A 22,893-nucleotide genomic window follows, 5' to 3' on the forward strand; every position below is an offset into this window, starting at 1 on the left:
TATTCTGATCGTTTGCAATGCAGTGTGTGCAGGCTGTAGGATTACCCGTAACCCTTGCGTTAAGAGGTTCAAGTGAGATGTGTTTGTCTTTTTTTTTTTTCAGCATATCTAATAAGGGTGGTACCACGACTCCTCGTCCCTTTCCGGGCGGGGGGTCTTTTTGTTTTTTATATATCAGATAAATGAGAGGGAGAGATTCTGTATGAGTCAAGGACGTTTGGAACAATTAAGATCGGAGCTCGATTCCGTAAACTTACAACTGCTGGAGCTGCTGTCTGAACGGGCGCGGATTGCCCAGGAGATCGGTCAGGAGAAGGAGAAGCAGGGAGTGCCCGATTTTGATCCGGTACGCGAGAAAAAAATGTTGGATACTCTGGTTGAGTTTAACCAAGGTCCTTTTGATAATGAGACGGTGCGTCATTTGTTCAAACAGATATTCCAGGCATCATTAAAGCTGCAGCAGGTCGATCACAAGAAACATCTGCTGGTCAGCCGGAAGAAGAAACAGGAAGATACACTCATTCAGCTGGGGAACACGATCATCGGCGGCGGCACGCCAGTGATGATTGCAGGGCCATGCTCGGTCGAGAGTTATGAGCAGGTGCGCCAGGTAGCGGCTGCCCTGAAGGAGGCGGGCATTACCGTGATGCGCGGGGGCGCGTTCAAGCCGAGAACATCGCCTTACGATTTTCAGGGATTGGGTGTAGAAGGCTTGAAAATTCTGAAGGAAGTGGCCTCCGAGTTCGGGTTGAAAACGATCAGTGAAATCGTGGATCCTGCTCACATCGAGCTTGCGTGCGAATATATTGATGTCATTCAGATCGGCGCCCGGAACATGCAGAACTTTGAACTGTTAAAAGCAGCCGGAGACGTCCAAACCCCGGTTCTGCTAAAACGCGGTCTTGCAGCTACGATTGACGAGTTCGTGCATGCTGCGGAATACATCGTATCCCGGGGCAATACGCAGGTGATGCTGATTGAACGCGGCATCCGGACGTATGAGAAGGCGACCAGAAACACACTGGACATTTCGGCAGTGCCGATCCTGAAACAAGAGACGCATCTTCCGGTGCTGGTGGATGTGACACATTCCACGGGCCGTAAGGACATCCTGGCTCCATGTGCCAGAGCCGCGCTAGCAGCAGGTGCAGACGGAGTCATGGTTGAGGTTCATCCCGATCCGGCTACGGCATTGTCCGATGCGGCGCAGCAGCTGAATATTCCGGAGTTCCATGATTTCCTGGCTAATGTGAAGAAGTCGGGACTGTTGTAATTAAAGCGCACGCTTGCAGGTCCATGGAAGATTAAGGGTTGAAAGAAACGAAATGAACCTCGTCACTTCTTACAGCGACGAGGTTCATTTCTGTTTCGATGGCGTGTGATTACATTTCAGACATAGGGTGCGGGGACTGCTCAGGGGGAGTATAGCGTGATACGGAAGAATAAATAGGGAATATTGGATGACAGGAGGTGACGATCGTGATTGATTTTGAATGGTATAGAAGCATTTGCAGCATATACAAGATTAATACCCAACAAACTGTACTTGGCATATCAAACCAAACATAAACATCTGCCCCAGCTTCATGCAACGATGTCTCGAATAAGGGATCATATATAAATATTTTTATGTATAATGCGTTATTTCATAATTTGTTTTATATATTGGACTGCCATTAGAATGGGGATAACTTGTTAAGGCTTATTCGTAGGAGGCGTTCATATATGAAGGTATTTGTTACAGGTGCTACAGGATATATCGGCGGATCGGTCGCGAAGGTACTGATCGACGCAGGACATACGGTTTACGGTTTGGTACGCAATCCGGATAAAATAGACGCACTAAAGGAACTGGGCATCGATCCGGTCCTGGGTACCTTGGATGATACGGAAGTTCTCGCCCGTTATGCTGAGCAGAGCGATGCGGTCATTCATACGGCGGATTCGGACCATCGTCTCGCTGTGGAGACCTTTATATCGGCTTTGCGCGGCAGCGGTAAACCCTTTTTGCATACGTCCGGGTCCAGTGTGGTCGGCGATGATGCCAGGGGAGATGCTGTCAGTGAGCAAATTTATGATGAAGAGACACCTTTCACGCCGATGGATACCCGGGAAGATCGCGTAGCAATCAACAACCAGGTGCGCAGAGCCGGAATAGACGATGCGGTCCGAAGTGTCGTGATCGTTCCTTCCATGATATATGGAGAGGCGCTTGGATTGCCGACAGACAGTGACCAGCTGCCTCAAATCATTCGGAAATCCCGTGAGGTAGGGGCAGGCGTTCATGTCGGAAAAGGTGTCAACCGCTGGTCCAACGTCCATATTCGGGATTTGGCGCAGCTATATCTGCTGGTGCTTACGAAAGCTCCCTCTGCGTCTTATTTCTTCGCTGAAAACGGAGAGGAATCCTACGGGGATATCGCCATAGCTGTCAGTAAAGCGCTCGGGTTCGGCGGAAAAACGGTCTCTTGGTCCGCTGAGGATGCGATCGCTGAGCTAGGGGATTGGGCGCGGTTCGCTATCGCTTCCAACAGTCGTGTGCGTGCGGTTCACGCACGGAATTTACTCGGCTGGAAGCCCGCAGAGGAATCATTGCTGGACTGGATAGAGATTCATTTAAAATAAGCTTTTTTAACCCAAACGGCAGAAATGCCGTTTTTTTTGCGTTTTGGCTCAGGTGATGTAACGCTAGCTTAGGAAAACACATGCGATCAGAAGAAGAAAGTACATGTTAATGGACGGGATATAGAGAGTTATAAAAACGCTTTAAAAATTCGGTGGATCCGACCCTGGGGTTAGGGCACTCGATTGTTATGAAGGAGATGGGCAAGCAGCATAAATCCGAGGGATTCATTTAGAAGAGCATCATGGCAAGTATTCTGCGAGAAATAGGGAAGGAAGCGATGTCGATGAGAAAAAAATGGGGTTTGGTAATGAGGAGTGCGCTGATCGCCGTTGCGGCGGTCGGCTGTAATGGGACAAAGGCGGAGATGGCGTGGAATCAGGCGTTGCGGCTGATGGCAAGCTGTAGGGCCGGAACATGTTGGGGCCATCCTGCTGTACTCAATACGATATGGCATCAAGTCGTTCCGAAATAACATTTGACATATCGATGATTCTCGATATAATGATACGTATGAAACCAATAGAAGTTTTTAAAGCGTTGTCGAATGAATCGAGGCTCGAGATATTGCAGTGGCTCAAGGAACCGGAACAATATTTTACGCCCCACGAAGGGATTGATATGAGAGAAATCGGGGTATGTGTAAGCCAGGTGACTGAGAAGCTGAATATGACGCAGTCCACCGCATCGCAATATTTATCCATTCTGCATCGGGCGGGCCTGATCAAGACGGAGCGGTTAGGGAAATTTACGTATTATAAGCGGGACGAAGAAGTCATTCGTGAAATCGGTGAGTATTTGAAGCAGGAAATATAGCACAAGAACTGAATACTTCCTTAAGAAATAAGGAATATTCAGTCTTGTTTTGCATTACATATCTACATATTACGATATGTATTTTTATTAGTTAAAACATCGATAATTTGCGATATATAAATATATTAAAGAGGTGGAATCATGACTGGTGCTTGGAAAGTTTATTTTTTGGCTATCGTCAGCTTTTTAGTAGGAACGTCGGAATATATTATATCTGGAATTTTGGATAAAATCGCGGATTCATTAGGGATTACGATTACCGCCGCAGGCCAGCTGATCACGATATTTTCAATGGTTTACGCCATTCTGACCCCTATTCTTATGGCACTGACAGCCAAGGTGGAGAGAAGAAAGCTGTTGGTTTATTCATTAGGCATCTTTGTGATTGCCAATGTGTTGTCCTATGCACTTCCGGGGTATATTCCGTTTGTTTTTGCGCGCGTTCTTATGGCGATGGGTGCAGGCATGGTCGTTGTCACCGCGCTCGGAATTGCTGCCCAAATCGCGGCTCTTGGCAAACAGGCTAGTGCGATCGCGACGGTAATTATGGGGTTCACAGCTTCACTCATCATCGGCGTCCCTCTGGGACGTGTGGTGGCTGCCGCTTTTGGTTGGAAGTCGGTGTTCGGGTTTATTGCCATCCTGGGTGTGATCTCGATGTTTGTTCTATACAAGGCAATCCCAATAACCAAAGGAGATGCACCGGTCCCGTTACTCAAGCAGTTCGCGCTGCTCAAGAAGCCTAAAGTGGCCCTCGGGTTGGCGATCACGTTCTTTTGGCTGGGGGGATATTCCGTTGCCTATACGTACTTGTCTCCCTATCTGCTTATGGTCAGCGGTTTGAACGAAAGCTGGATTAGTGCAGCGCTATTCGCTTTTGGCTTAGCCAGCCTCATGGGTTCCCAATTCGGGGGATTCAGCACGGACCGGTGGGGAGTTTCTTCCACATTAACCGGAGGTATGATGCTGCATATTCTTGCCTTAATCGCTCTTACTTTTACCCATGCAGCTTCATCAGTCATTCCCGTGTTAGTCATCCTTGTTGTCTGGTCGTTAGCCGCTTGGTCCAGCGGTCCGGCGCAGCAGTTTAACCTGGTCCAGCTGGAGGCGAACTCCTCCGGTGTCATGCTTGGGTTGAACCAATCGATGATGCAGCTGTCCATGGCTGCCGGTGCAGGAATCGGGGGAGTTGCCGTAGAGCAGATCTCCTTATCGTCCATCACCTGGATCGGGGCAGTTGGTGTTGCTGTTGCCATGGCAGCGTCATTTGTATTGTTCCGGTTAGGCAAGGAGAAAAGCCCTGATCATGCTGCGCTTGAGACTTAAATGATATCCCTGTCAGCTTCCCTTCCAGATTACCGATCCTGACATATACAGCAGCGGCATTGACGCTGCTCCGGAATACAGGAATACAGGAATCCGGGAGACGCCGACGCCAACGCCAACGCCAACATTCCTCCTCTTGCCAGTTCAATGATGGAGTGGGGGTCACCATTCCAGAGATGGTCGACAGCCATCCAAGCATGCCCCGGACCACGCACCATGAGTCTAGCTTGTCATCAGTGGAACAGTGTCAATTTGACGCCCCCAACCGGCAAAGTTTATGCTATGATCATGGATGGAGAAAAATTTGGTTCCAAATTTTGTGGAGGAGGAAGTGCGATTGGCTAAGCTTAAAGATATCGCCGAGCGGGTCGGGGTATCCATATCTACGGTATCGCGGGCAATCAGCAATGATGCCAGCCGTCCGGTCAGCGAAGAAACCAAGCAGAAAATCCGGGAAGCGGCACTTGAACTTGGTTACAAACTACATGAACCGTCCAGACACGCTAATGAGAACAACGGCACAGCGGCCAAGCGGATTGCATGTATCGTTCCCCAGCACCTGATGGATGATCACCCTTATTTCTCAACGGTATTAGCCGGTTTTCATAAAAAAATGGAGGAGCTCGGGCAGCCTCCAGCTATCGTTCGCACATGCGAGGAAGTGGGCGATGCGGAAAAAATACGGCTGATGCTGAGGGAGACAGGAGCCGAGGGGATTGTTGCCATCAGCTGGTACGACGAAGAACTGTTTGAACTGATACAGCAGAATGGTGTTGCGATCATGGGCGTAAGCCTGAACGATGAAAGGCTGACCGTGCCTGTTGTTGACTGTGACCGCATTCTATCGGCAAGGGCCGCAGTACGTCACTTGATTGATCAAGGACATACGCGGATTGCTTATATCGGAGGGCCCGCCTATTCCAAACAGATGGAGAGCGAAGAACGGTTTGTTGGATATAAATTTGCCATGCTTGAAGCGAACCTGCAGCTGCAGGGGGAGTGGCTGATGAATACAGGATGGAATGTGGATCGAAGCTTCAGCAAGATGTCCGAGCTTCTGGAACGGCTTCCGAAGGCGGAATGGCCCACTGCTGTTTTTTGTGCCAGTGACATGCTGGCTATACCTGCGATGCGTGCCGTTGTTGAGAATCATGGCAGCATACCGGAGGATATTGCGATTGTGGGGATGGACAATATCGATGTAGCCCAGTACACTACACCGCCGTTAACCTCCGTTTCCGTGCCCAAATACGAAATCGGCAGAGTAGCTGCCAAATCCATCGTGGATTATTTAGACGGACATTTTCCGATGGCGACCAAAATATTGCTGCCGGGTTCTCTAGTCGTTCGAGAATCCTCTCACTTCACCAGAAATTAATTTTCACATTAAAAGTTAGATTCATTAACGTTATAGGATAGTTATATACTCATTAAGCAGCGGCCAATAGGAAAATTGGCTGCTGCTTTTTTACTTTTTCTCACCAAAACGAGAAAAAGTTTGCGCCAAAACAATCCAAAAAATGTTTGACAATACAAAATCTCTATATTATTATGAGTGAAATTGCTGAGATATTTGGAGTGTTTCCTCCATTTGGAATCGAAGTGGAATAATCTTCGTATCGTTATACTGGATTTTTGATTGCGTTTTCATTCCTTTTTATATAAGGATATATAAAAATTGATCCAATTTCCTTCCGTTGATATTACATGTTCTTTATTGCAAGGGAACATGTCTCCTATATGCCAATTTGTCTCCAAATTAATTCCAAAACAAAGAGCTTAATAATCCAAAATTTATACAGTTTATATGTTGCAACATCCGTTTATTCGGATTTTATTTATAGATCTACCCCACGTTAATATATATGACATATATTCGCCCGAATAACCGCAATCCATCCATCGGTGGCTGTTGGCGGTAGCTTCGCAGCATGGCTGATTACAGAAAGATAAGGGGGAATCCATCAACGATTATTACGCTACAAGAAATTGACTAATACATACCCGAGGTGATGCTAAATTGGCTAAAACAACCGTACAGCCTGCAGTACAAGCGGTAACCGAAACGAAACGCAGCCCCTTCAAGTGGAATCGCATCTTGCGGAATTGGCAGCTTTATATTCTGATTTCTCCGGTCATCGCCTATTACATCCTGTTCCAGTACGTTCCGATGTACGGTATCCAAATCGCCTTTAAGGATTTCATAGCAACACAAGGGATTTGGGGCAGTCCATGGGTTGGATTCGAGCACTTTGACCGGTTCTTCAACAGCTATTATTTCTGGCGATTGATCAAAAATACGCTAGGCATCGGTTTATACAGCCTTGCCCTCGGTTTCCCGATCCCTATCATTCTGGCTTTGCTCATGAATGAGGTCCGAGCTGAACGATTCAAGAAATTCGTGCAGACGATTACGTACGCTCCCCATTTTCTGTCTACCGTGGTTGTTGTCGGAATGATGATGATTTTTCTGTCGCCCCGTTACGGTATCATCAATCATTTCATTGAAATGTTTGGCGGCCAGCCGATCAATTTCATGACAGAACCTTCCTGGTTCAAGTCGCTATACGTTCTGTCGGATGTATGGCAGACCATGGGCTGGAGCTCCATCATTTATTTGGCCGCCCTCGCCGGCATTGACAACCAGCTGCATGAAGCTGCGCGGGTTGATGGCGCCACGCGGCTGCAGCGCATATGGCATATTAACATCCCCGGCATCATGCCGACGATTATTATTCTTCTCATCCTGAACATGGGCAGCATCATGGGCATCGGTTTCGAGAAGGTGCTCCTGATGCAAAACAATCTGAATATGGAGAGCTCCGACATTATTGCCACCTATGTTTACCGAATGGGGATCCAGAATGCCGAGTACAGCTTCTCTGCAGCTATCGGTTTGTTCAACTCCATCATCAACTTTGTCTTGCTGGTTGTTGTGAACTTTATTTCGAGGCGTGTGAGCGAAACAAGTCTTTGGTAAAGAGGGGAGCTTAATGACCATGCAAATTGAATCCAGAGGGGACCGAATTTTCAATATCATCAACTATACGATCCTGATCTTGGTTACCATCATCGTCATGTACCCGCTGGTGTTTGTGCTCAGCGCATCGTTCAGCGATCCGCAGACAGTGCTCAGGGGCGAGATGCTGCTGTGGCCAAAGGGAGTCAACCTGAACTCTTACGTAAAAATATTTCAGAACAAGGATATTATCAGCGGTTTTACCAACACGCTGGTGTATACGTCGCTCGGGACGTTCATTAACCTTGCGATGACCATTCTTGCGGCCTATCCGCTGTCCCGGAAGGATTTTGTAGGCCGGAATGCCATTATGGCCTTGCTAGTCTTTACCATGTTTTTCAGCGGTGGTCTGATTCCGACGTACTTGCTGATCAAGAACCTCGGCATGCTGAATACGCTGTGGGTCATGATTATCCCGAATGCGGTGTCCATCTGGAACATTATCATTATGCGGACCTTCTTCCAGCAGTCCATACCGGGCGAGCTGCAGGAGGCCGCGACCATCGATGGATGCTCGAACATCAAAATATTAACCCGGATCATTCTGCCGCTGTCCATGCCGATTATCGCAGTAACCATTCTGTTCTATGCGGTCGGTCACTGGAATGCTTTTTTCAATGCGCTGCTGTATCTGTCGGACAAGGATAAATTTCCGCTGCAGCTCATTCTGCGCGAAATTTTGATTCAGGGGCAAACGAATGACATGGTCAAAATGTCAACCGAATCCGCGATCAAGCAGCAAAGAGAGGTGGAAGGGATCAAATACGCGGTGCTGGTCGTGGCCAATATTCCGGTGCTGGCGCTTTATCCGTTCCTGCAGCGGTATTTTGTCAAAGGCGTTATGATTGGGGCCATCAAAGGATAATTCCTTGAATGGATAATGAGGAAGGAACATGAAAAGGGGAGGATCAGGGATGAAGCTGAAGCAATGGGGAAGTCTTCTGTTAACTTGCATGTTGTCGGTATCGCTGGTGGTGGGCTGCAGCTCGAAGGGTTCGGGGGGAGCGTCAGAATCGGATTCGGCGGAAGGTGGGGCGAAGGTTAATGAGACGGGATTTCCAATTGTCAATGACAAGATCACGGTGACCGGTTTTGCCGGAAAGTTCTTTGCCAACGCCGACTGGAACAGCATCAAGCTCTGGCAGGAATATGAGAAAACGACGAATATCCAGGTAAAGTGGGACACGGTGCAAAAGGATAATTTGGCAGAGAAGCGCAACCTGCTGCTTGCCGGTGGTGATTACCCGGAAATGTTCTACGCCTCTGCCTTCCCAAGGGCTGACTTGCTGAAATACGGCAAGCAGGGTGCTTTTATCCCGCTGAATGATCTGATCGATCAATATGCCCCGAACTTCAAGGCGCTGATGGAGAAGTATCCGGTTATCGAGAAGGGCATCACGATGCCGGACGGCCATATTTATGGGCTGCCGACGCTGTATGATCCGGAATTCCGTTCCGTGCTGTACGGAACGCCATGGGTGAATTCGGAGTGGCTGACCAAGCTTGGGCTGGACGAACCGCAAACGCTGGATGATTTTTACGATATGTTAAAAGCATTCAAAGAGAAGGACCCGAACGGAAACGGCCAGAAGGATGAATATGCCTGGGGTGGAGTCAAGACCACTGGTATTGTGAATTATTTACGCGGGTCGTTCGGTCTCAATTATAACGGAACCTCCAATATTAACGTGGATACCGATCCGGAGAGCGGTAAGGTTCGGTTCATCCCGTCTGATCCGCGTTACAAAGAACTGCTTCAGTATGTGAACAAGCTGTATAAGGATGGCCTGCTGGAGCAGGATATCATGTCCGTTCAAAGCACGGAGGTGGATGCAAAGGGAACGGAGGGGCTGCTGGGCGTAGTCGATAACGTGGATCCGGTCGCCATTTACAACCAGAAGGGCTATGTGGGGCTTCCGGTACTGAAGGGTCCGCACGGCGATCAGATGTTCAGTGCTACAGGCTCACCGCTGGGCAATATCGGAATGTTTGTCCTGACAGACAAAGCGAAGAGTCCGGAGGCGCTGGTCCGTTGGATGGATTATTTCTACAGCGATGAAGGGATCCGCATGTTCTTCATGGGCTGGAAAGACGAGACGTACACGGAGGATGCAGACGGCAATGTGGAATACGTGGACGATATTAAGAATAACCCGGACGGACTTAATCTGGACCAGGCGGTAGGGCAGTATCTGATTTGGCCTGGGGGATACTATCCAGGTTTTGTGGCGCAGAAGTATTTTAAAGGAGCGGAGGGCTTGCCGACATCTGTAGAGAACGCCAAAAAAGCGGAGCCCTATGTCATACCTCAAGACAAGGTTTGGCCGCCGTTTAACTTTACAGCCGATGAACAGTCCGAGCTTACCAGCATTCAGACCGACATTAATACGTACGTGGATGAGATGAGGGATAAATTCATTGCCGGCAATGAGTCTTTTGATAACTGGGACCAATATGTAGCTACCCTGCAAAAAATGGGATTGGACCGCTATCTGGCCATCTACCAGTCCGCGGCGGATCGATACACCGAGTGAACGAGTACCTAACATAAAAGGAGCGACACGATATGACACAAATCAAAGCCATATTGATCGGGGCAGGCGCGCGCGGCGCCGGGGGCTATGCACCCTATGCCCTCGATTACCCGCATGAGCTGACCTTCGTGGCAGTAGCCGAAGCTGATCCGGCACGGAGAACCCGTTTTGCCGAGAACTACGGAATTCCGCCTGAACGTTGTTACGAATCATGGGAGCCGCTGCTCGCCGAGCCGCAGCTTGCCGAAATTGCCGTCATCTGCACGCAGGACCGTATGCATTTTGGCCCGACGATGCAGGCGCTGGATAAACAGTACCATGTACTGTTGGAGAAGCCGATGTCGCCGGAACCGAAGGAATGTCTTATGATGGAGCAGGCGGCCGTTCGGAGCAACAGGCTGCTGACCATATGCCATGTTCTGAGGTATACCCCTTTTTGGAGTGCCATCAAGCGCGTAATTCAGGAGGGAACGATCGGTGAGGTCGCTTCGATCCAGTTGAATGAGAACGTAGGATATTGGCATATTGCGCACAGCTTTGTACGGGGAAACTGGAATAACTCCGATAAGGCCAGCCCGATGATTCTGGCTAAGTCCTGCCATGACATGGACGTGCTGTCCTGGTTGATGGACCGGCCGTGCACACAGGTCACTTCTTTTGGCTCATTAATGCATTTCCGCGAGGAGCAGGCACCCGAAGGATCGGCCGACCGCTGCTTGGATTGCCAGGTGGAATCCACCTGCCCATACTCGGCTCCGAGGTTTTATCTGAGCCAGGAGTATAAGGGCTGGGCGGGGCATTTTACCCAGGAACTGACCAAGCCGAACATTATTCAGGGGCTTCGCGAAACGGACTATGGCCGCTGCGTGTACAGGAGCGACAACAATGTGGTCGACCATCAGGTCGTCAATATGGAATTTGAGGGCGGTGCCACCGCAATGTTCAGCATGTGCGGGTTTACGTATGAACAGGAGCGCAGAATCCAGATCATGGGGACACGAGGCGAGCTTCGGGGAGAGGAAGACAAAATTACGGTCTTTGATTTTCTGACAGGCCAGAAAACGGAGATAACGATCCCTTCGCAGTCCAGCGGCCATGGCGGTGGCGACAGCGGCATCGTGGCCAGTTTCCTGAACGAGGTCCGCAGCTATAACGGGCAGGAGAGTCTAACGTCGGCCAGTGCCTCCGTGAGGAGCCATCTTATTGCGTTTGCTGCCGAGAAATCGAGGCTGAATCATGGTGAGTCCATTAATCTGAATGACTATGCACAGGAATTGATGGCAGAAGGAAATGCGGTGAAATAAGTTCATGTCCGTCATAGGGTCAACCGTCATCCAAGCGTGCCTCCGACTCTGCACGGTACGTTGCGCAATAATTGAAATTATATTAAAAATACATCATATGAAAAATTCATAATAGATGAAATATAAAAGAAGAAGCCTTGATCTGACGATCTATGGCTTCTTCTTTTATTTGACCTGATCAATGGACAGGCTTACTTTATAATTCCCGATCGCGCCATGCAAGTCCCGAAAAGGGACTTGCATGGCGCAATAAAATATATTCAACGCGATAAATCCTGACATACTAGATGTCAGGATTCATAATTTATCATTCAATCCAGAAGTCCAAAAAGTGTGGAAGTGTGAGGAGTGTTATCGATGAAACTTGACCGGTTGCTTGGCATTACGATGGAATTATTGACAAAAAAAAGAGTGACGGCAACCGCGCTTGCTGCCCGGTATGAGGTCTCGGTTCGTACGATCTACCGCGATGTGGACCTCATTAACCAAGCCGGCATTCCGGTTGCTTCCTTTACGGGTGCGGATGGCGGGTTTGAATTAATGAGCGGTTTCTATCTGACGAGACAGCACTTCTCCATTGATGACTTTTTGGCTATCTATAATCTCTTAAAAGGCATTGAAGGAACTGCTAAGGGAAAGTACACCACCATCATGAACAAACTCGGAACCCTGCAGCCTGCCTTGTTGAACGGAGGATGTCATGAACAAATCATATTTGACATGAGCACATCAGAGCGTGAGAGAACGTGGGTTCAACCGATACTGCATGCCATGGACCGATCCAACCTTATTAAATTTACTTACACCAGCGCATCCGGCAGCTGCTCCGAACGGCAGGTAGAGCCGCTCCATCTTTACTGGGAGCAGGGCGTGTGGTATTTGGAGGCTTACTGCTTGTTCAAACAAGCGAAGCGAATCTTCAGAGTATCGCGTATATCCGCTCTTGAAGCATCCAGCGAGAACTTCCTTCCACGTGAGAACCTGGAGGAAGGCCGGGAAGAGAATAAGGCACTGGGGATTCAAGCGCATCTCCGCTTCGATTCATCCATTGGACCTCGTGTGACCGAGCAATTCCCGGAAGCTTTCATCTCCGTTGAGGGATATGTTGAAGTCCAAACTATCTTTTATACCACAGCTTATGCCATCTCGGTCATCTTGAGTTATGGCTCGAAGGTGGAGATCCTATCGCCGCCGGAACTGAAGGAAGACCTTCTGCAAGAGTTAGAGAACATACGAAATCGCTACGAAATCAAATCATGAACAGTAACCTATTTCCAAGGAGGATATTCAAAATGACTATTTTAGTGACAGGCGCTGCGGGGACCGTGGGAAGGCACATTGTGAAACAACTTGTACAGCAGGGGAAGGAAGTTAGAGCGATATCGCGCAATCCACAACAAGCGAAATTACCGGCTGGCGTTCAGGTGCTTGCCGGAGATCTGAACGAGCCGGACAGCCTGGTGCCTGCCCTGCAAGGAGTCACTGCACTTCATGTGATCACATCGAGCGATGAAGCTTATGGAACCCTTCAGACCGATCCGCGGATCATTGAACTGGCAGAGCAGGCAGGCGTTAAACGGGTGACGGTACTGGTGGGTTTTGAAGAAGGGCCTGTTGAAGCAGCGCTTAGAGCGAGCGGAATGGAATGGACTTTGCTGAAGCCGGGCGAGTTTATGGCGAATATCCTGGTGGATTGGAGGGAGTCGATTCGAACGGAGGGGGTTGTCCGGGAGCCGTTCGGTCATGCCTTGAGCGCTAGAATACATGAGGCCGACATCGCACGTGTTGCCGTAACGGCACTGGTTGAAGAAGGACACCATGGGCAGGAGTATTTTCTGACAGGGCCGGAAGCCCTCTCCCGTAGGGAAGCGGTTCGGATCATAAGCGAAGTGACCGGCAAAAATATTCGCTTTGAAGAGCTGACGGAGGAACAAGCGAGAGATCAATGGAGAGTGCAGGGCTACGATGAGGAATCGATAGAGTTTTTTGTGCAAATGGGGAAAAATCCGCCAGAGATCGGTTATACGGTATTGCCAACGGTGGAGCAGGTCACGGGGCGGCCGGCAGCCACGCTTGCAGATTGGGTCTCTGATCATAAGGAGGAGCTGTGAAACTTGCCATATGTCATTGAAGCCAGGAAGCTTCGCAAATCATATAACGGTATCGAGGTCGTTCAAGGCATTGATCTGCGATTGGGGCAAGGAGAGCTGCTGGCCTTGCTGGGCCCGAACGGTGCCGGAAAAACAACCACCATCCATATGCTATCAACGCTCCTGAAGCCGGATGCCGGTTCTGCGCAAGTTGCCGGATTGGATATCGTAAAAGATGCTCGAAACGTCCGGAAGAAGATTAGCCTGACAGGCCAGTTTGCAGCACTGGACGAAGGGTTGTCCGGACTTCAAAATCTAATGCTGATTTCAAGACTTTACGGGTATTCTGCGAAAACCGCCCGTTCCATAAGCGAGGAACTGATGGAATCCTTCGGGCTTGGTGAGGCGAAGGACCGCACAGTGCAGCAATATTCTGGAGGCATGCGGAGACGACTCGACATTGCGGCAAGTATCGTGACCAAGCCGGATGTTATTTTTCTGGATGAGCCGACGACGGGCCTTGACCCACAAAGTCGGATGCAGGTGTGGGACATTGTGAAGACGCTCTTGCAGCAGGGAACCACCGTGCTGTTGACAACACAATACCTGGAGGAGGCGGACCGATTGGCGGACCGGATCGCTGTCATTGATAAAGGCAGGATTATTGCGGAAGGGACTCCACAGCAGTTGAAGGCGTCCATCGGTGGCCGGACGTTGTCGATCACATTAACGGAGCAGGGAGATTGGCATAAGATCAGTGCTTTGCTGAACGATGAGCATGGGCTAAGGGTATGGCAGGGCGATCACCTGCGGTTATACAAGATTCCGGTGTTGGAAGCGAGCCTGGCCAATCAGGCCATTCATACATTGATGGAGAACGGGATTGCGATTGAAGATTTTTCCCTGAGCGAACCGAGTCTGGATGAGGTATTCCTGGCCTTGACCAGGAAAGGGGGGACTCCATGAGTTTAAGCCATCACACAAGTAATCAGGTCGGCAGCATGCTTCCTCCGCCCCACCCAGTCTCCGGCCCTCCCCATGCATTCACGGCTATCCGTATCTTCATGTGGAGAACTTGGCAGCATACGAAGAATAACGGATTTAGTCTTGTGATGGATGCGATTCTGTCACCGATTCTGCTGCTGCTCATATTTAATTATTTGTTTGGCGGAGCCATTGCCGGATCGACCGGGGTCTATATTCAATTCCTCTTGCCTGGCATCCTGATCTTAACGGTCGTTCCCATGACGGTTTACAGCGGAACTACGATCTGTTCGGATATTACCAAAGGGGTATACAACCGTTTTCGAACACTGCCCTTTTGGCAGCCAGCATCCGTCATCGGTTCGATCCTTACGGACGGTCTGCGTTATGCGGTGGGCGTTATCGTTGCCCTTGGAACGGGGCTTGCGCTGGGCTTCCGTCCGGAAGGCAGTTTGATCCAAGTGATGTGCGCTGTTGTCTTCATCCTGTTGTTTGCATTTAGCGTCAGCTGGATTTTTGCGATGATTGGCGTTATAGCTAAACGTCCAGAGACGGTTTCAGGGTCCAGCATGATTGCGATATACCCGCTATTGTTCGCCAGCAACATTCTGGTGGATACGGCGACGATGCCGGGATGGATCGGGATTCTCATTGAATTGAATCCGATCAGCATAGCAGCAGCCACCGTCAGGGGGCTGATGAGCGGCATACCAAGCATGACGGAGATTATGGCCGGTATCGGTGTTAGTGTGCTGTTTATCGCTATTTTTGCCCCGACCACGTTGTATTTATATCAGACGAAAAACCAGCGTTAAGGACGCAAAAAAACCAGGTATGCATGTAATTGCAGCCTGGTTTTTGTCTATGTGATGTTCCATCTCATTACATAGCTTGCAACAGGGCGATGCATAGGCTTTCGTTGACCTATTCGGGTCGGGTGAAGTTGATGCCACCCCTTGGTTGAAATCCACATGATGCATCTAACAACCACCTAACTAATACTGTACGTTTAAGATTGAACTCTTAATCCCGAATGGGATGTGATATGTGTTCTGTTTCATGAAGTGGCATATGAAGGGTTTTATATATGTGGATGTGCGAATGAGGAAGGAGGACTGATTTTTTTCTAGAAACTATTAATATGGGAGTTTCACAGCAACGTACGGAAGGGGGAACGAATGAGGCTTATAAACCAACTATCGGACAGGAAGTGATATGGGACATTGGACTCTCATCGAATACTTGGAGACTTTTTCAGGAAGACGTGGCTTTTCTACGTATTGTCGATTTGCTGCCATCTGGTTGCTAATATCATTCATGTGAATTTCCCTAGAGTGCTGGGCAATTTCACGGATGAATTGAAGGATGGTTTATTGTCAGGTGACGGCATTGTGCAGTATAGCTGGACGCTGCTTGGAATTGGTGTTGGTTTTGCCGTTATTGGAGGTATAGGACAATATTTGGTTATGTATACGGGGCGTTACTTCGAATTTATGAACAGGCGCCGGCTGTTTGTCCACTTTACGGGACTCAGTGAGCAATTCTATTCCAAGAACGGCGTTGGCAAGCTGCTTAGTTATTTTATGAATGACGTGACTACGGTGAGGGAAGCAATCTCCATGGGGGTTAACCAGACAGCGAATGCCTCCATCCTGCTGGTGTCCACGATTGCAATGCTGCTGATTACGAACGTCCCGCTATATCTGGTGGCCGCAAGCATGGTCCCTCTGCTGCTGATACCGGTAATCGTGGTTTGGCTTGGGCCGATGATTCGAAGAAGATCGCTTCAGGTACAGGAAGCGCTTGGCGTGATGACGGAATCGGCTGAGGAGCAGTTCGGCGGGATGCGTGTCACCAAGAAATTCGCGGTAGAAGATACGATGAAGCAGCGGTTTGGGACCACAGTGGACAACATCCGCAATAAACAGCTGAGGCTGGTGCGCGTATCCTCCCTGTTTCAATCGATCATTCCGTTTCTCGGCGCCTCCTCACTCATTATTGCGCTCTCATTCGGCGGGTACTTGACGATTACGGGACGGATTACGGTCGGTAACTTTGTTGCATTGACGCTGTACATCCGCATGCTCATGAACCCGCTGCAGCAGATCGGCAATGTTATTAATGTTGTACAGCGAGCGAGGGCTTCGCTTGACCGGCTGAATGATCTGCTTGGCAAGCAGGCCGACATTAAGGAACTGCCAGGTGCCAAGGAGCTGGATTTGGAACATGCCGGAATCGAAGTGCGGGACTTATCCTTTTCTTACGATAGAGTAAACGGTCATGAAGATGGAGCGAGACAAGTGCTGCGGGGCATTCGATTGGAGGTTCCGCCCGGTGCGACATTAGGCATCATTGGGCGAACCGGCAGCGGGAAGACCACGCTGATGAAGCTGCTGCTGCGTACCTATGACCCGCCTCCTGGCACAGTGCAGATTGGGGGCGAGGATATTCGAAAGCTTACATTAAAGAGCCTGCGCGAAGGAATCGCCTATGTGCCACAGGATGGCTTCCTGTTCAGCTCGACCATTCGGGAGAACATTGCTTTCTATAAACGGGATACCGAGCCGGCCGTTGTTGAGGAAGCAGCACACAAAGCCCGGGTATATGACAATATTGCTGAATTTCCTGACAAGTTCGAGACCCGTCTCGGTGAGCGGGGCATTACGCTTTCCGGGGGACAGCGGCAGCGGACAAGTCTTGCACGGGGGATTATCAAGAATGCGCCCATACTCATTCTGGACGATAGTGTGAGCGCCGTGGATGCGGTGACCGAGACAGAGATCATGGAGACGATTCGTGATATCCGCGAAGGCAAGACCACAATTATTATCGCCCACCGAATCAGTGCACTGAAGTTAGCCGATGAGATCATCGTCCTGGATCAAGGAGAGATCGTTCAGCGCGGTACACATGAAACCTTGCTGTCTGAGGACGGATTGTACCGGACGCTGCACGATATTCAGGAGGAGGGGATGAGACATCATGGCACAGGCCATTAACAATTGGCAGATGGATCAGAAGGCTGATCTGAATGCACCTCAGGCCAAGCCCAAGTATATATCCACATTCCGTGCTTTATCGGGTTATATGAAGGAACACCGGCTAACCTTTGCGGGATTTATCGGCTGCACCTTGATTGCCATATCGGCCGAGCTGCTGCAGCCGTATCTGATGAAAATCGCGATCGATGATAATCTGATGGTCGGAAAAAACGATTATCATGGCCTGATGATCATATGCGGCATTTATTTTTCGTTGTCGCTGCTAAGCATGCTGTTCACCTATCTGCAAAATAATTTGCTGCAAAAGGCAGGGCAGAGTATAGTGGCAAGCATTCGCAAACGGCTGTTTGCGCATATATCCAAGCTGTCGATGTCTTATTTTGATAAGGTGCCTAGCGGAAGTCTGATCACGCATGTATCCAGTGATACGGAAGCGATCAACCAGTTTTTTAACCAGGTGCTGCTCAGCCTGTTTCGGGACGGGTTTACCCTGGTCTTCATTCTGGTGATGATGTTCCAGCTGGATGTTACATTGACCCTGTACTGTCTGATCCTGCTGCCGATCATTGCGGGGATCGCGATAGCATTCCGGCGGTACATGCGCCATACCTATCAGATGGCCAGAACCCGTTTGTCCCGGCTGGTGGCTTTTGTAGCGGAGAACCTGTCGGGCATGAATCTGATTCAAGTGTTTCATCAGCAGAAGGAGCAGGAGAAGCAGTTCGAGGAGCGGAACAACTCGTATTTCAAGGCTAACATCCGGGAAATCCGGACAAATGTGCTGTTCAACCGATCCTATGAGATTTTGAACAATTTGGCGATCGCATTTGTGACATGGCTGGGCGGACAAGCTGTGCTTGGGACAACGCTTGAGTTCGGCGTACTCTATGCATTTATTACGTATATCCGTTTATTCTTTCAGCCGATTAATACGATTACCCAGCAGTGGAATACGCTGCAGTCGGCGACGGTGGCGATCAACCGGGTATGGGGCCTCCTGGCGATTCAACCGGAAGTTACGGATAAACCCAAGCCGGCGAAGATTGACAAGGCCGAGATTCAGGGACGCATCGATTTTAACCGAATTACGTTCGGATACGAAGGCGGGGCTCCAGTCATCCAGGATCTCGATCTTCATGTCAAGCCGGGAGAAATGATCGGAATCGTCGGGACCACCGGAGCGGGCAAAAGCTCGCTGATTAGCCTGCTGTGCCGTTTCTATGACGTAAATGAAGGAAGTATTCTGATTGATGGACTTGACATAAGAGAGCTCGCTCAATCGGATTTGCACCGGATTGTAGGCCTTGTACAGCAGGAGCCTTATCTCTATTCCGGTACGGTGCTGGACAATGTAAGGCTGTTCGATGAGACCATTTCAAGGGAAAGCGTGATCGAGGCCTGCCGCTTTATCGGTGCGGATTCAATCATCATGCGGATGAAGGAAGGCTATGACACCCGGTTGTCTGAGCGTGGCAGCGGACTGTCCGCGGGAGAGCGCCAACTGATCTCCTTCGCCAGAATCATCGTGTTCCAGCCAAAGATTCTCATCCTGGACGAAGCCACGGCTAATTTGGATTCGCACACGGAGCAGCTGATTCAGAACGCGCTGCATCTCGTTGCCGAGGGGCGGACGACCCTTGTGATTGCTCACCGCCTATCCACCATCATGGGGGCGGACCGGATTCTGGTTATGAGCAGGGGCCGGATTGTGGAGCAGGGCACCCATCAGGAGCTGCTCGATGCCCATGGATATTACGAAGAATTATATCTTCATTCCCAAGGCCAGAAGCAGGAGCGGGAGGACGTTGCCGGAACATGGCATCGAACGAGGTAACCGTGATGGAACGAAAGTAGGCTGTTTATCGAAGAGGCTGTCTCAAAAGGAGTTAAATACGAGCAAGGGATAATCAATTCACTCAAAAGCAAAACAGAGGTGAAAACCGTCTGGAGAATGTCTTTCATGCAATCGGAACGAACGATTTCTTTTTGTGTTTTTTATATGAAGACGCACGAAAGCAGCGGAGAGAACGAAGCCATTCCGGACAAGCGGTAGCGATCGCCTTTGTCCCCGATATATCTTCCTTTAAGATGAATTCAGGATAATTGGGGGCAACAGCGATTGGAGGAATGCTTCGTTCCGCAGCGTCCTTATAACAGACAAAGGGGCTGCCCTCAGGTCAAGTGACTTTTGGGCAGCCTCTTTTTTGCTGAAACTTACATATGTCTCGCTTTGGCGGCAGTCAGCAAATCGATAAAGTTCAGGGCCATTCTGGAAATGTGATAATCCTTCAGCCAGATTAGGGCGGTAGAAGCGGTAGCCGGGGTACCTGTGATTCTAAAGGCGTGAATGTGATCTGGCAAGTGCCGTTTAACCAGCGTCTCCGGTACGATCGCAACTCCAAAATCGGAGGCCACTAAACGCAGCAACAGGGAAATATCCGAGCATTCGGCGACAACGTTGGGCTGCAGGTTCTGCTCGGAGAAAGCCATCTGAATCGTATAATACACGCCTAATCCTTCGGTGCTGGGCAGAATAAGGGGATACTGCACGATTTGGGAGAGGGGCATTTCCTGTTCCAGGGATGTCTGCTGATCGGAGGCGAGTAAATAAAAGGGCTCCGTATGCAAATGAAGCACCGAGAAATCATCCAGTTCCAGCGGGAGGCGGACGATGGCTAATTCAAGTGCCCTGTTTCGAACAAGCTCACAGAGTTGATACGACTCATTTTGCTGGATTTTATACGAGACTTGGGGAAACTTTGCTCTGAATTCATGGAGCCAAGCAGGCAATTCTACCGAAGACAGGGTATTAATGCCAAGACGGAGCGTTCCCTTATCTCCGTTACCGACCTCTTGAACCTCGGCTTTGGCCTCCTCCATGAGCTGGGTCATCTGCAGAGCATACTTGTACAGAGCTTTACCGGATTCCGTGATTTCAAGCCGCTTTCCCCGGCGGTATACCAAGATTGATCCGAGTTCTTCCTCCATCGCTTTCAGCTGCTGACTGAGAGGAGGCTGTGAGATATGCAGTCGATTGGCGGCGTGCGAGATGGTTCCTTCTTCCACAATGGCGATAAAATACCGGAGCTGTCGTATATCCATATAAACAAGCAAACCTCCTTGTATATGAAAAACCTTTGGAAAATCAATTTTTTATGTATTTTTCATATGTTTCAGTCTCATGTTAGCATACGAATATACACGATAGAAAGAGGGGCGGTTCAAGTGTTTCGTTTAACTTCGATTTTACTGATACTTTTCCTGTCGGCCTGTCAACCCCATTCCGATAAAAAAGAGGTGCAGAATATGGATCGTCAACTCATCGAATACGCTGAGCAAGGGAATACGGAGCAAGTGAAACGACTGCTTCAATCTGGAGCAAATATCAATGCGACGAACGAGGAAGGAAGAACGGCGGTCCTGGCAGCAACCTACCATAATCAAGTGGAGACGGTAGAAATCCTGATTCAGGCAGGCGCAGATATTAACATTCGCGATCATAATCGTAATAATGTATTCCTGTATGCCGGTGCGGAAGGGCTGCGCGATATTTTGAAGTTAGCAATCGATGCAGGCGCAGACGTGACAATAACCAATCGTTATGGCGGTACGGCTCTCATCCCTGCCGCGGATCGCGGGCATGTGGAGATTGTGCGGGAGCTGCTGACCCGGACGGATGTCGATATCGATCATATCAATAATCTGAACTGGACCGCGCTGCTTGAAGCGATCATTCTCGGTGACGGCGGTGAGAACCATCAGCAAATCGTGCAGCTGTTATTGGATCATGGTGCGGACGTTCATCTTGCCGACGGAGAAGGTGTAACTCCGCTGCAGCATGCGCAGGAGCGTGGATATCTGGAAATCGAACGTATTTTGTTGAATGCCATTAATGGGTAGCATGATCATATAAACAACGAAAGACAGTTACAAAGCAAATGCGGGAAGGGATGATCATGATGAATGAACAGAGTACCTCATATTGGCTGCTCCATGTCCGACTGGAAACGGGTTACCGCTACAAGGATGGGATCGTGACCGGAACGGAGACGGGATTATTTCATATGAAAATAGAGAATGGGGCATTCTCCGAGATTCGTCCTGCGGATGCTGTGCCTGAAACGGCATTGCCTGTGCGGGATGTAAAGGGTGGGCTAATGCTCCCGTCATTTCGAGATATGCATATCCATCTGGACAAAACTTATTATGGAGGCCCCTGGAAGGCACCGACCCGTCCCGCAAACGGCGTCTTTAGCCGGATTGAGGAGGAGCAGAGGCTGCTCCCCGAACTTCTTCCTACGGCCAAGGAAAGGGCGGAGGGGCTGCTGGATCTGTTAATAGGCTACGGATCGACACATATTCGTTCCCATTGCAACGTCGATCCCGTGGTTGGATTGCGAAATCTGGAGGCAACGCTGCAGGCTGTGGATGGCTACCGGGAGAAAGCCTTTGTGGAGATTGTAGCGTTCCCTCAGCATGGCCTGCTCCGCAGCCAGTCCGTATCACTGGTCAGGGAAGCGCTCCGGAATGGGGCAGCCCTCGTAGGCGGACTGGATCCCGCAACGGTGGACGATGATATGGAAAAATCATTGAATGCCATGATGGAACTGGCGGTTGAGGCGAATGCCGGCATTGATATGCATTTGCATGAGCCGTCCCATATCGGGCTGAATACCTTTAAAGTATTGGCCGATCTTGTGGAAGATGCAGGCTGGAACGGGAGGGTCACGCTCAGTCATGCCCTTGCATTGGCAGATGTCTCATCAAGCGAAGTGGATGAAGTGGCGGCTCGGCTGGCGAACCTGGGGATTTCCATCACCTCTTCAGTACCACTCGGCCGAACCATTCCGATTCCTCAGCTGCACCGCCAAGGTGTAGGCGTTTCGCTTGGACAAGACAGTATTATGGATCACTGGTCCCCATTCGGCAAGGGAGACAATCTGGATAAGGCGGGCACGCTGGCCGAACGGTTCCATCTGATGGATGAGCGTTCGCTCGGACAGACACTTGGCTTCATTACGGGAGGGGTTACTCCGTTAGACCGGGACGGGCAGTATGCATGGCCGAAAGTCGGGGATGCTGCCCATGCGGTCATTGTAGAAGCCAGCTGCTCTGCAGAGGCGGTTGCCAGAAGATCGCAACGGCGGGCCGTATTGTATAAGGGAATACCGGTTCACGGAACATTATAAAAAGAC

General features: G+C 49.8%; 19 protein-coding genes. 18 read left to right on the forward strand and 1 reads right to left on the reverse strand.

What is annotated here, in order from left to right; all coding sequences use genetic code 11:
* The first annotated feature begins 202 nt into the window (after positions 1–202).
* From B9D94_RS07230 to B9D94_RS07300, 16 genes are all read left to right on the forward strand, one after another.
* The gene (locus B9D94_RS07230; protein ID WP_006211934.1) at positions 203–1,273 is read left to right on the forward strand and encodes a bifunctional 3-deoxy-7-phosphoheptulonate synthase/chorismate mutase; all 1,071 of its coding nucleotides are present in this window, start codon (positions 203–205) and stop codon (positions 1,271–1,273) included.
* Positions 1,274–1,725: 452 nt separating this feature from the next.
* A complete protein-coding gene (locus B9D94_RS07235; RefSeq protein ID WP_148246723.1) occupies positions 1,726–2,625 on the forward strand; it encodes an NAD-dependent epimerase/dehydratase family protein in 900 nt (299 codons plus the stop codon).
* Positions 2,626–2,867: 242 nt separating this feature from the next.
* Entirely contained in the window at positions 2,868–3,098 is a 231-nt protein-coding gene (locus tag B9D94_RS30915) for a hypothetical protein (RefSeq protein WP_172963918.1), read from the forward strand.
* A gap of 38 nt (positions 3,099–3,136) precedes the next feature.
* On the forward strand, positions 3,137–3,439 hold the full coding sequence (locus B9D94_RS07240; protein ID WP_036643228.1) for an ArsR/SmtB family transcription factor: 303 nt from the start codon (positions 3,137–3,139) through the stop codon (positions 3,437–3,439).
* A gap of 141 nt (positions 3,440–3,580) precedes the next feature.
* Entirely contained in the window at positions 3,581–4,765 is a 1,185-nt protein-coding gene (locus B9D94_RS07245; RefSeq protein WP_148246724.1) for an MFS transporter, read from the forward strand.
* 337 nt (positions 4,766–5,102) lie between these two features.
* Positions 5,103–6,143, forward strand: coding sequence for a LacI family DNA-binding transcriptional regulator (locus tag B9D94_RS07250; RefSeq protein ID WP_006211929.1), 1,041 nt, complete (start codon positions 5,103–5,105; stop codon positions 6,141–6,143).
* 642 nt (positions 6,144–6,785) lie between these two features.
* Positions 6,786–7,745 (forward strand): ABC transporter permease, encoded by a 960-nt coding sequence (locus B9D94_RS07255; protein ID WP_006211928.1) that lies wholly within the window; start codon positions 6,786–6,788, stop codon positions 7,743–7,745.
* A 19-nt stretch (positions 7,746–7,764) separates the two neighbouring features.
* Entirely contained in the window at positions 7,765–8,649 is an 885-nt protein-coding gene (locus tag B9D94_RS07260; RefSeq protein WP_148248736.1) for a carbohydrate ABC transporter permease, read from the forward strand.
* A 49-nt stretch (positions 8,650–8,698) separates the two neighbouring features.
* The gene (locus B9D94_RS07265; protein WP_063480297.1) at positions 8,699–10,318 is read left to right on the forward strand and encodes an extracellular solute-binding protein; all 1,620 of its coding nucleotides are present in this window, start codon (positions 8,699–8,701) and stop codon (positions 10,316–10,318) included.
* A gap of 32 nt (positions 10,319–10,350) precedes the next feature.
* Entirely contained in the window at positions 10,351–11,622 is a 1,272-nt protein-coding gene (locus B9D94_RS07270; RefSeq protein WP_148246725.1) for a Gfo/Idh/MocA family protein, read from the forward strand.
* A gap of 357 nt (positions 11,623–11,979) precedes the next feature.
* A complete protein-coding gene (locus B9D94_RS07275) occupies positions 11,980–12,882 on the forward strand; it encodes a helix-turn-helix transcriptional regulator (protein ID WP_006211924.1) in 903 nt (300 codons plus the stop codon).
* Positions 12,883–12,914: 32 nt separating this feature from the next.
* Entirely contained in the window at positions 12,915–13,733 is an 819-nt protein-coding gene (locus B9D94_RS07280) for an NAD(P)H-binding protein (RefSeq protein WP_076152646.1), read from the forward strand.
* A 3-nt stretch (positions 13,734–13,736) separates the two neighbouring features.
* Positions 13,737–14,678 carry an ATP-binding cassette domain-containing protein gene (locus tag B9D94_RS07285; RefSeq protein ID WP_148246726.1) on the forward strand — a complete coding sequence of 314 codons (942 nt, stop codon included), beginning with the start codon at positions 13,737–13,739 and terminating at the stop codon, positions 14,676–14,678.
* Positions 14,675–15,511 carry an ABC transporter permease gene (locus B9D94_RS07290; protein WP_148246727.1) on the forward strand — a complete coding sequence of 279 codons (837 nt, stop codon included), beginning with the start codon at positions 14,675–14,677 and terminating at the stop codon, positions 15,509–15,511. Before B9D94_RS07285 ends, B9D94_RS07290 begins: the two co-directional genes overlap by 4 nt.
* A gap of 408 nt (positions 15,512–15,919) precedes the next feature.
* Complete coding sequence (locus B9D94_RS07295; RefSeq protein WP_148246728.1) at positions 15,920–17,695, forward strand: ABC transporter ATP-binding protein; 1,776 nt, start codon at positions 15,920–15,922, stop codon at positions 17,693–17,695.
* Positions 17,679–19,532, forward strand: a complete 1,854-nt coding sequence (locus tag B9D94_RS07300; protein WP_006211919.1) for an ABC transporter ATP-binding protein — start codon at positions 17,679–17,681, stop codon at positions 19,530–19,532. Before B9D94_RS07295 ends, B9D94_RS07300 begins: the two co-directional genes overlap by 17 nt.
* A 380-nt stretch (positions 19,533–19,912) precedes the next feature.
* Here B9D94_RS07300 and B9D94_RS07305 read toward each other — a convergent pair whose 3' ends face one another.
* Positions 19,913–20,800, reverse strand: coding sequence for a LysR family transcriptional regulator (locus B9D94_RS07305; protein WP_063480291.1), 888 nt, complete (start codon positions 20,798–20,800; stop codon positions 19,913–19,915).
* Between the two features lie 123 nt (positions 20,801–20,923).
* On the opposite strand from B9D94_RS07305, the gene B9D94_RS07310 reads away from it, so the two are divergent.
* Together B9D94_RS07310 and B9D94_RS07315 are read left to right on the forward strand one after the other, a co-directional pair.
* Positions 20,924–21,598: an ankyrin repeat domain-containing protein gene (locus B9D94_RS07310; protein ID WP_172963919.1), complete on the forward strand. Its 675-nt coding sequence runs from the start codon at positions 20,924–20,926 to the stop codon at positions 21,596–21,598.
* A 59-nt stretch (positions 21,599–21,657) separates the two neighbouring features.
* Positions 21,658–22,887: an amidohydrolase family protein gene (locus B9D94_RS07315; RefSeq protein WP_063480532.1), complete on the forward strand. Its 1,230-nt coding sequence runs from the start codon at positions 21,658–21,660 to the stop codon at positions 22,885–22,887.
* Positions 22,888–22,893 lie beyond the last annotated feature (6 nt).

The sequence above is a fragment of the Paenibacillus sp. Cedars genome (genome assembly GCF_003184205.1).
Classification (GTDB): Bacteria; Bacillota; Bacilli; order Paenibacillales; family Paenibacillaceae; genus Paenibacillus_AQ; species Paenibacillus_AQ glucanolyticus.

Excerpts from the sequence above, each read along its gene's own strand:
- B9D94_RS07230 (WP_006211934.1), top strand. The coding sequence starts at position 203 with ATGAGTCAAGGACGTTTGGAACAATTAAGATCGGAGCTCGATTCCGTA.
- B9D94_RS07235 (WP_148246723.1), top strand. The coding sequence starts at position 1,726 with ATGAAGGTATTTGTTACAGGTGCTACAGGATATATCGGCGGATCGGTC.
- B9D94_RS30915 (WP_172963918.1), top strand. The coding sequence starts at position 2,868 with ATGGCAAGTATTCTGCGAGAAATAGGGAAGGAAGCGATGTCGATGAGA.
- B9D94_RS07240 (WP_036643228.1), top strand. The coding sequence starts at position 3,137 with ATGAAACCAATAGAAGTTTTTAAAGCGTTGTCGAATGAATCGAGGCTC.
- B9D94_RS07245 (WP_148246724.1), top strand. The coding sequence starts at position 3,581 with ATGACTGGTGCTTGGAAAGTTTATTTTTTGGCTATCGTCAGCTTTTTA.
- B9D94_RS07260 (WP_148248736.1), top strand. The coding sequence starts at position 7,765 with ATGCAAATTGAATCCAGAGGGGACCGAATTTTCAATATCATCAACTAT.
- B9D94_RS07265 (WP_063480297.1), top strand. The coding sequence starts at position 8,699 with ATGAAGCTGAAGCAATGGGGAAGTCTTCTGTTAACTTGCATGTTGTCG.
- B9D94_RS07270 (WP_148246725.1), top strand. The coding sequence starts at position 10,351 with ATGACACAAATCAAAGCCATATTGATCGGGGCAGGCGCGCGCGGCGCC.
- B9D94_RS07275 (WP_006211924.1), top strand. The coding sequence starts at position 11,980 with ATGAAACTTGACCGGTTGCTTGGCATTACGATGGAATTATTGACAAAA.
- B9D94_RS07280 (WP_076152646.1), top strand. The coding sequence starts at position 12,915 with ATGACTATTTTAGTGACAGGCGCTGCGGGGACCGTGGGAAGGCACATT.
- B9D94_RS07290 (WP_148246727.1), top strand. The coding sequence starts at position 14,675 with ATGAGTTTAAGCCATCACACAAGTAATCAGGTCGGCAGCATGCTTCCT.
- B9D94_RS07300 (WP_006211919.1), top strand. The coding sequence starts at position 17,679 with ATGGCACAGGCCATTAACAATTGGCAGATGGATCAGAAGGCTGATCTG.
- B9D94_RS07305 (WP_063480291.1), bottom strand. The coding sequence starts at position 20,800 with ATGGATATACGACAGCTCCGGTATTTTATCGCCATTGTGGAAGAAGGA.
- B9D94_RS07315 (WP_063480532.1), top strand. The coding sequence starts at position 21,658 with ATGAATGAACAGAGTACCTCATATTGGCTGCTCCATGTCCGACTGGAA.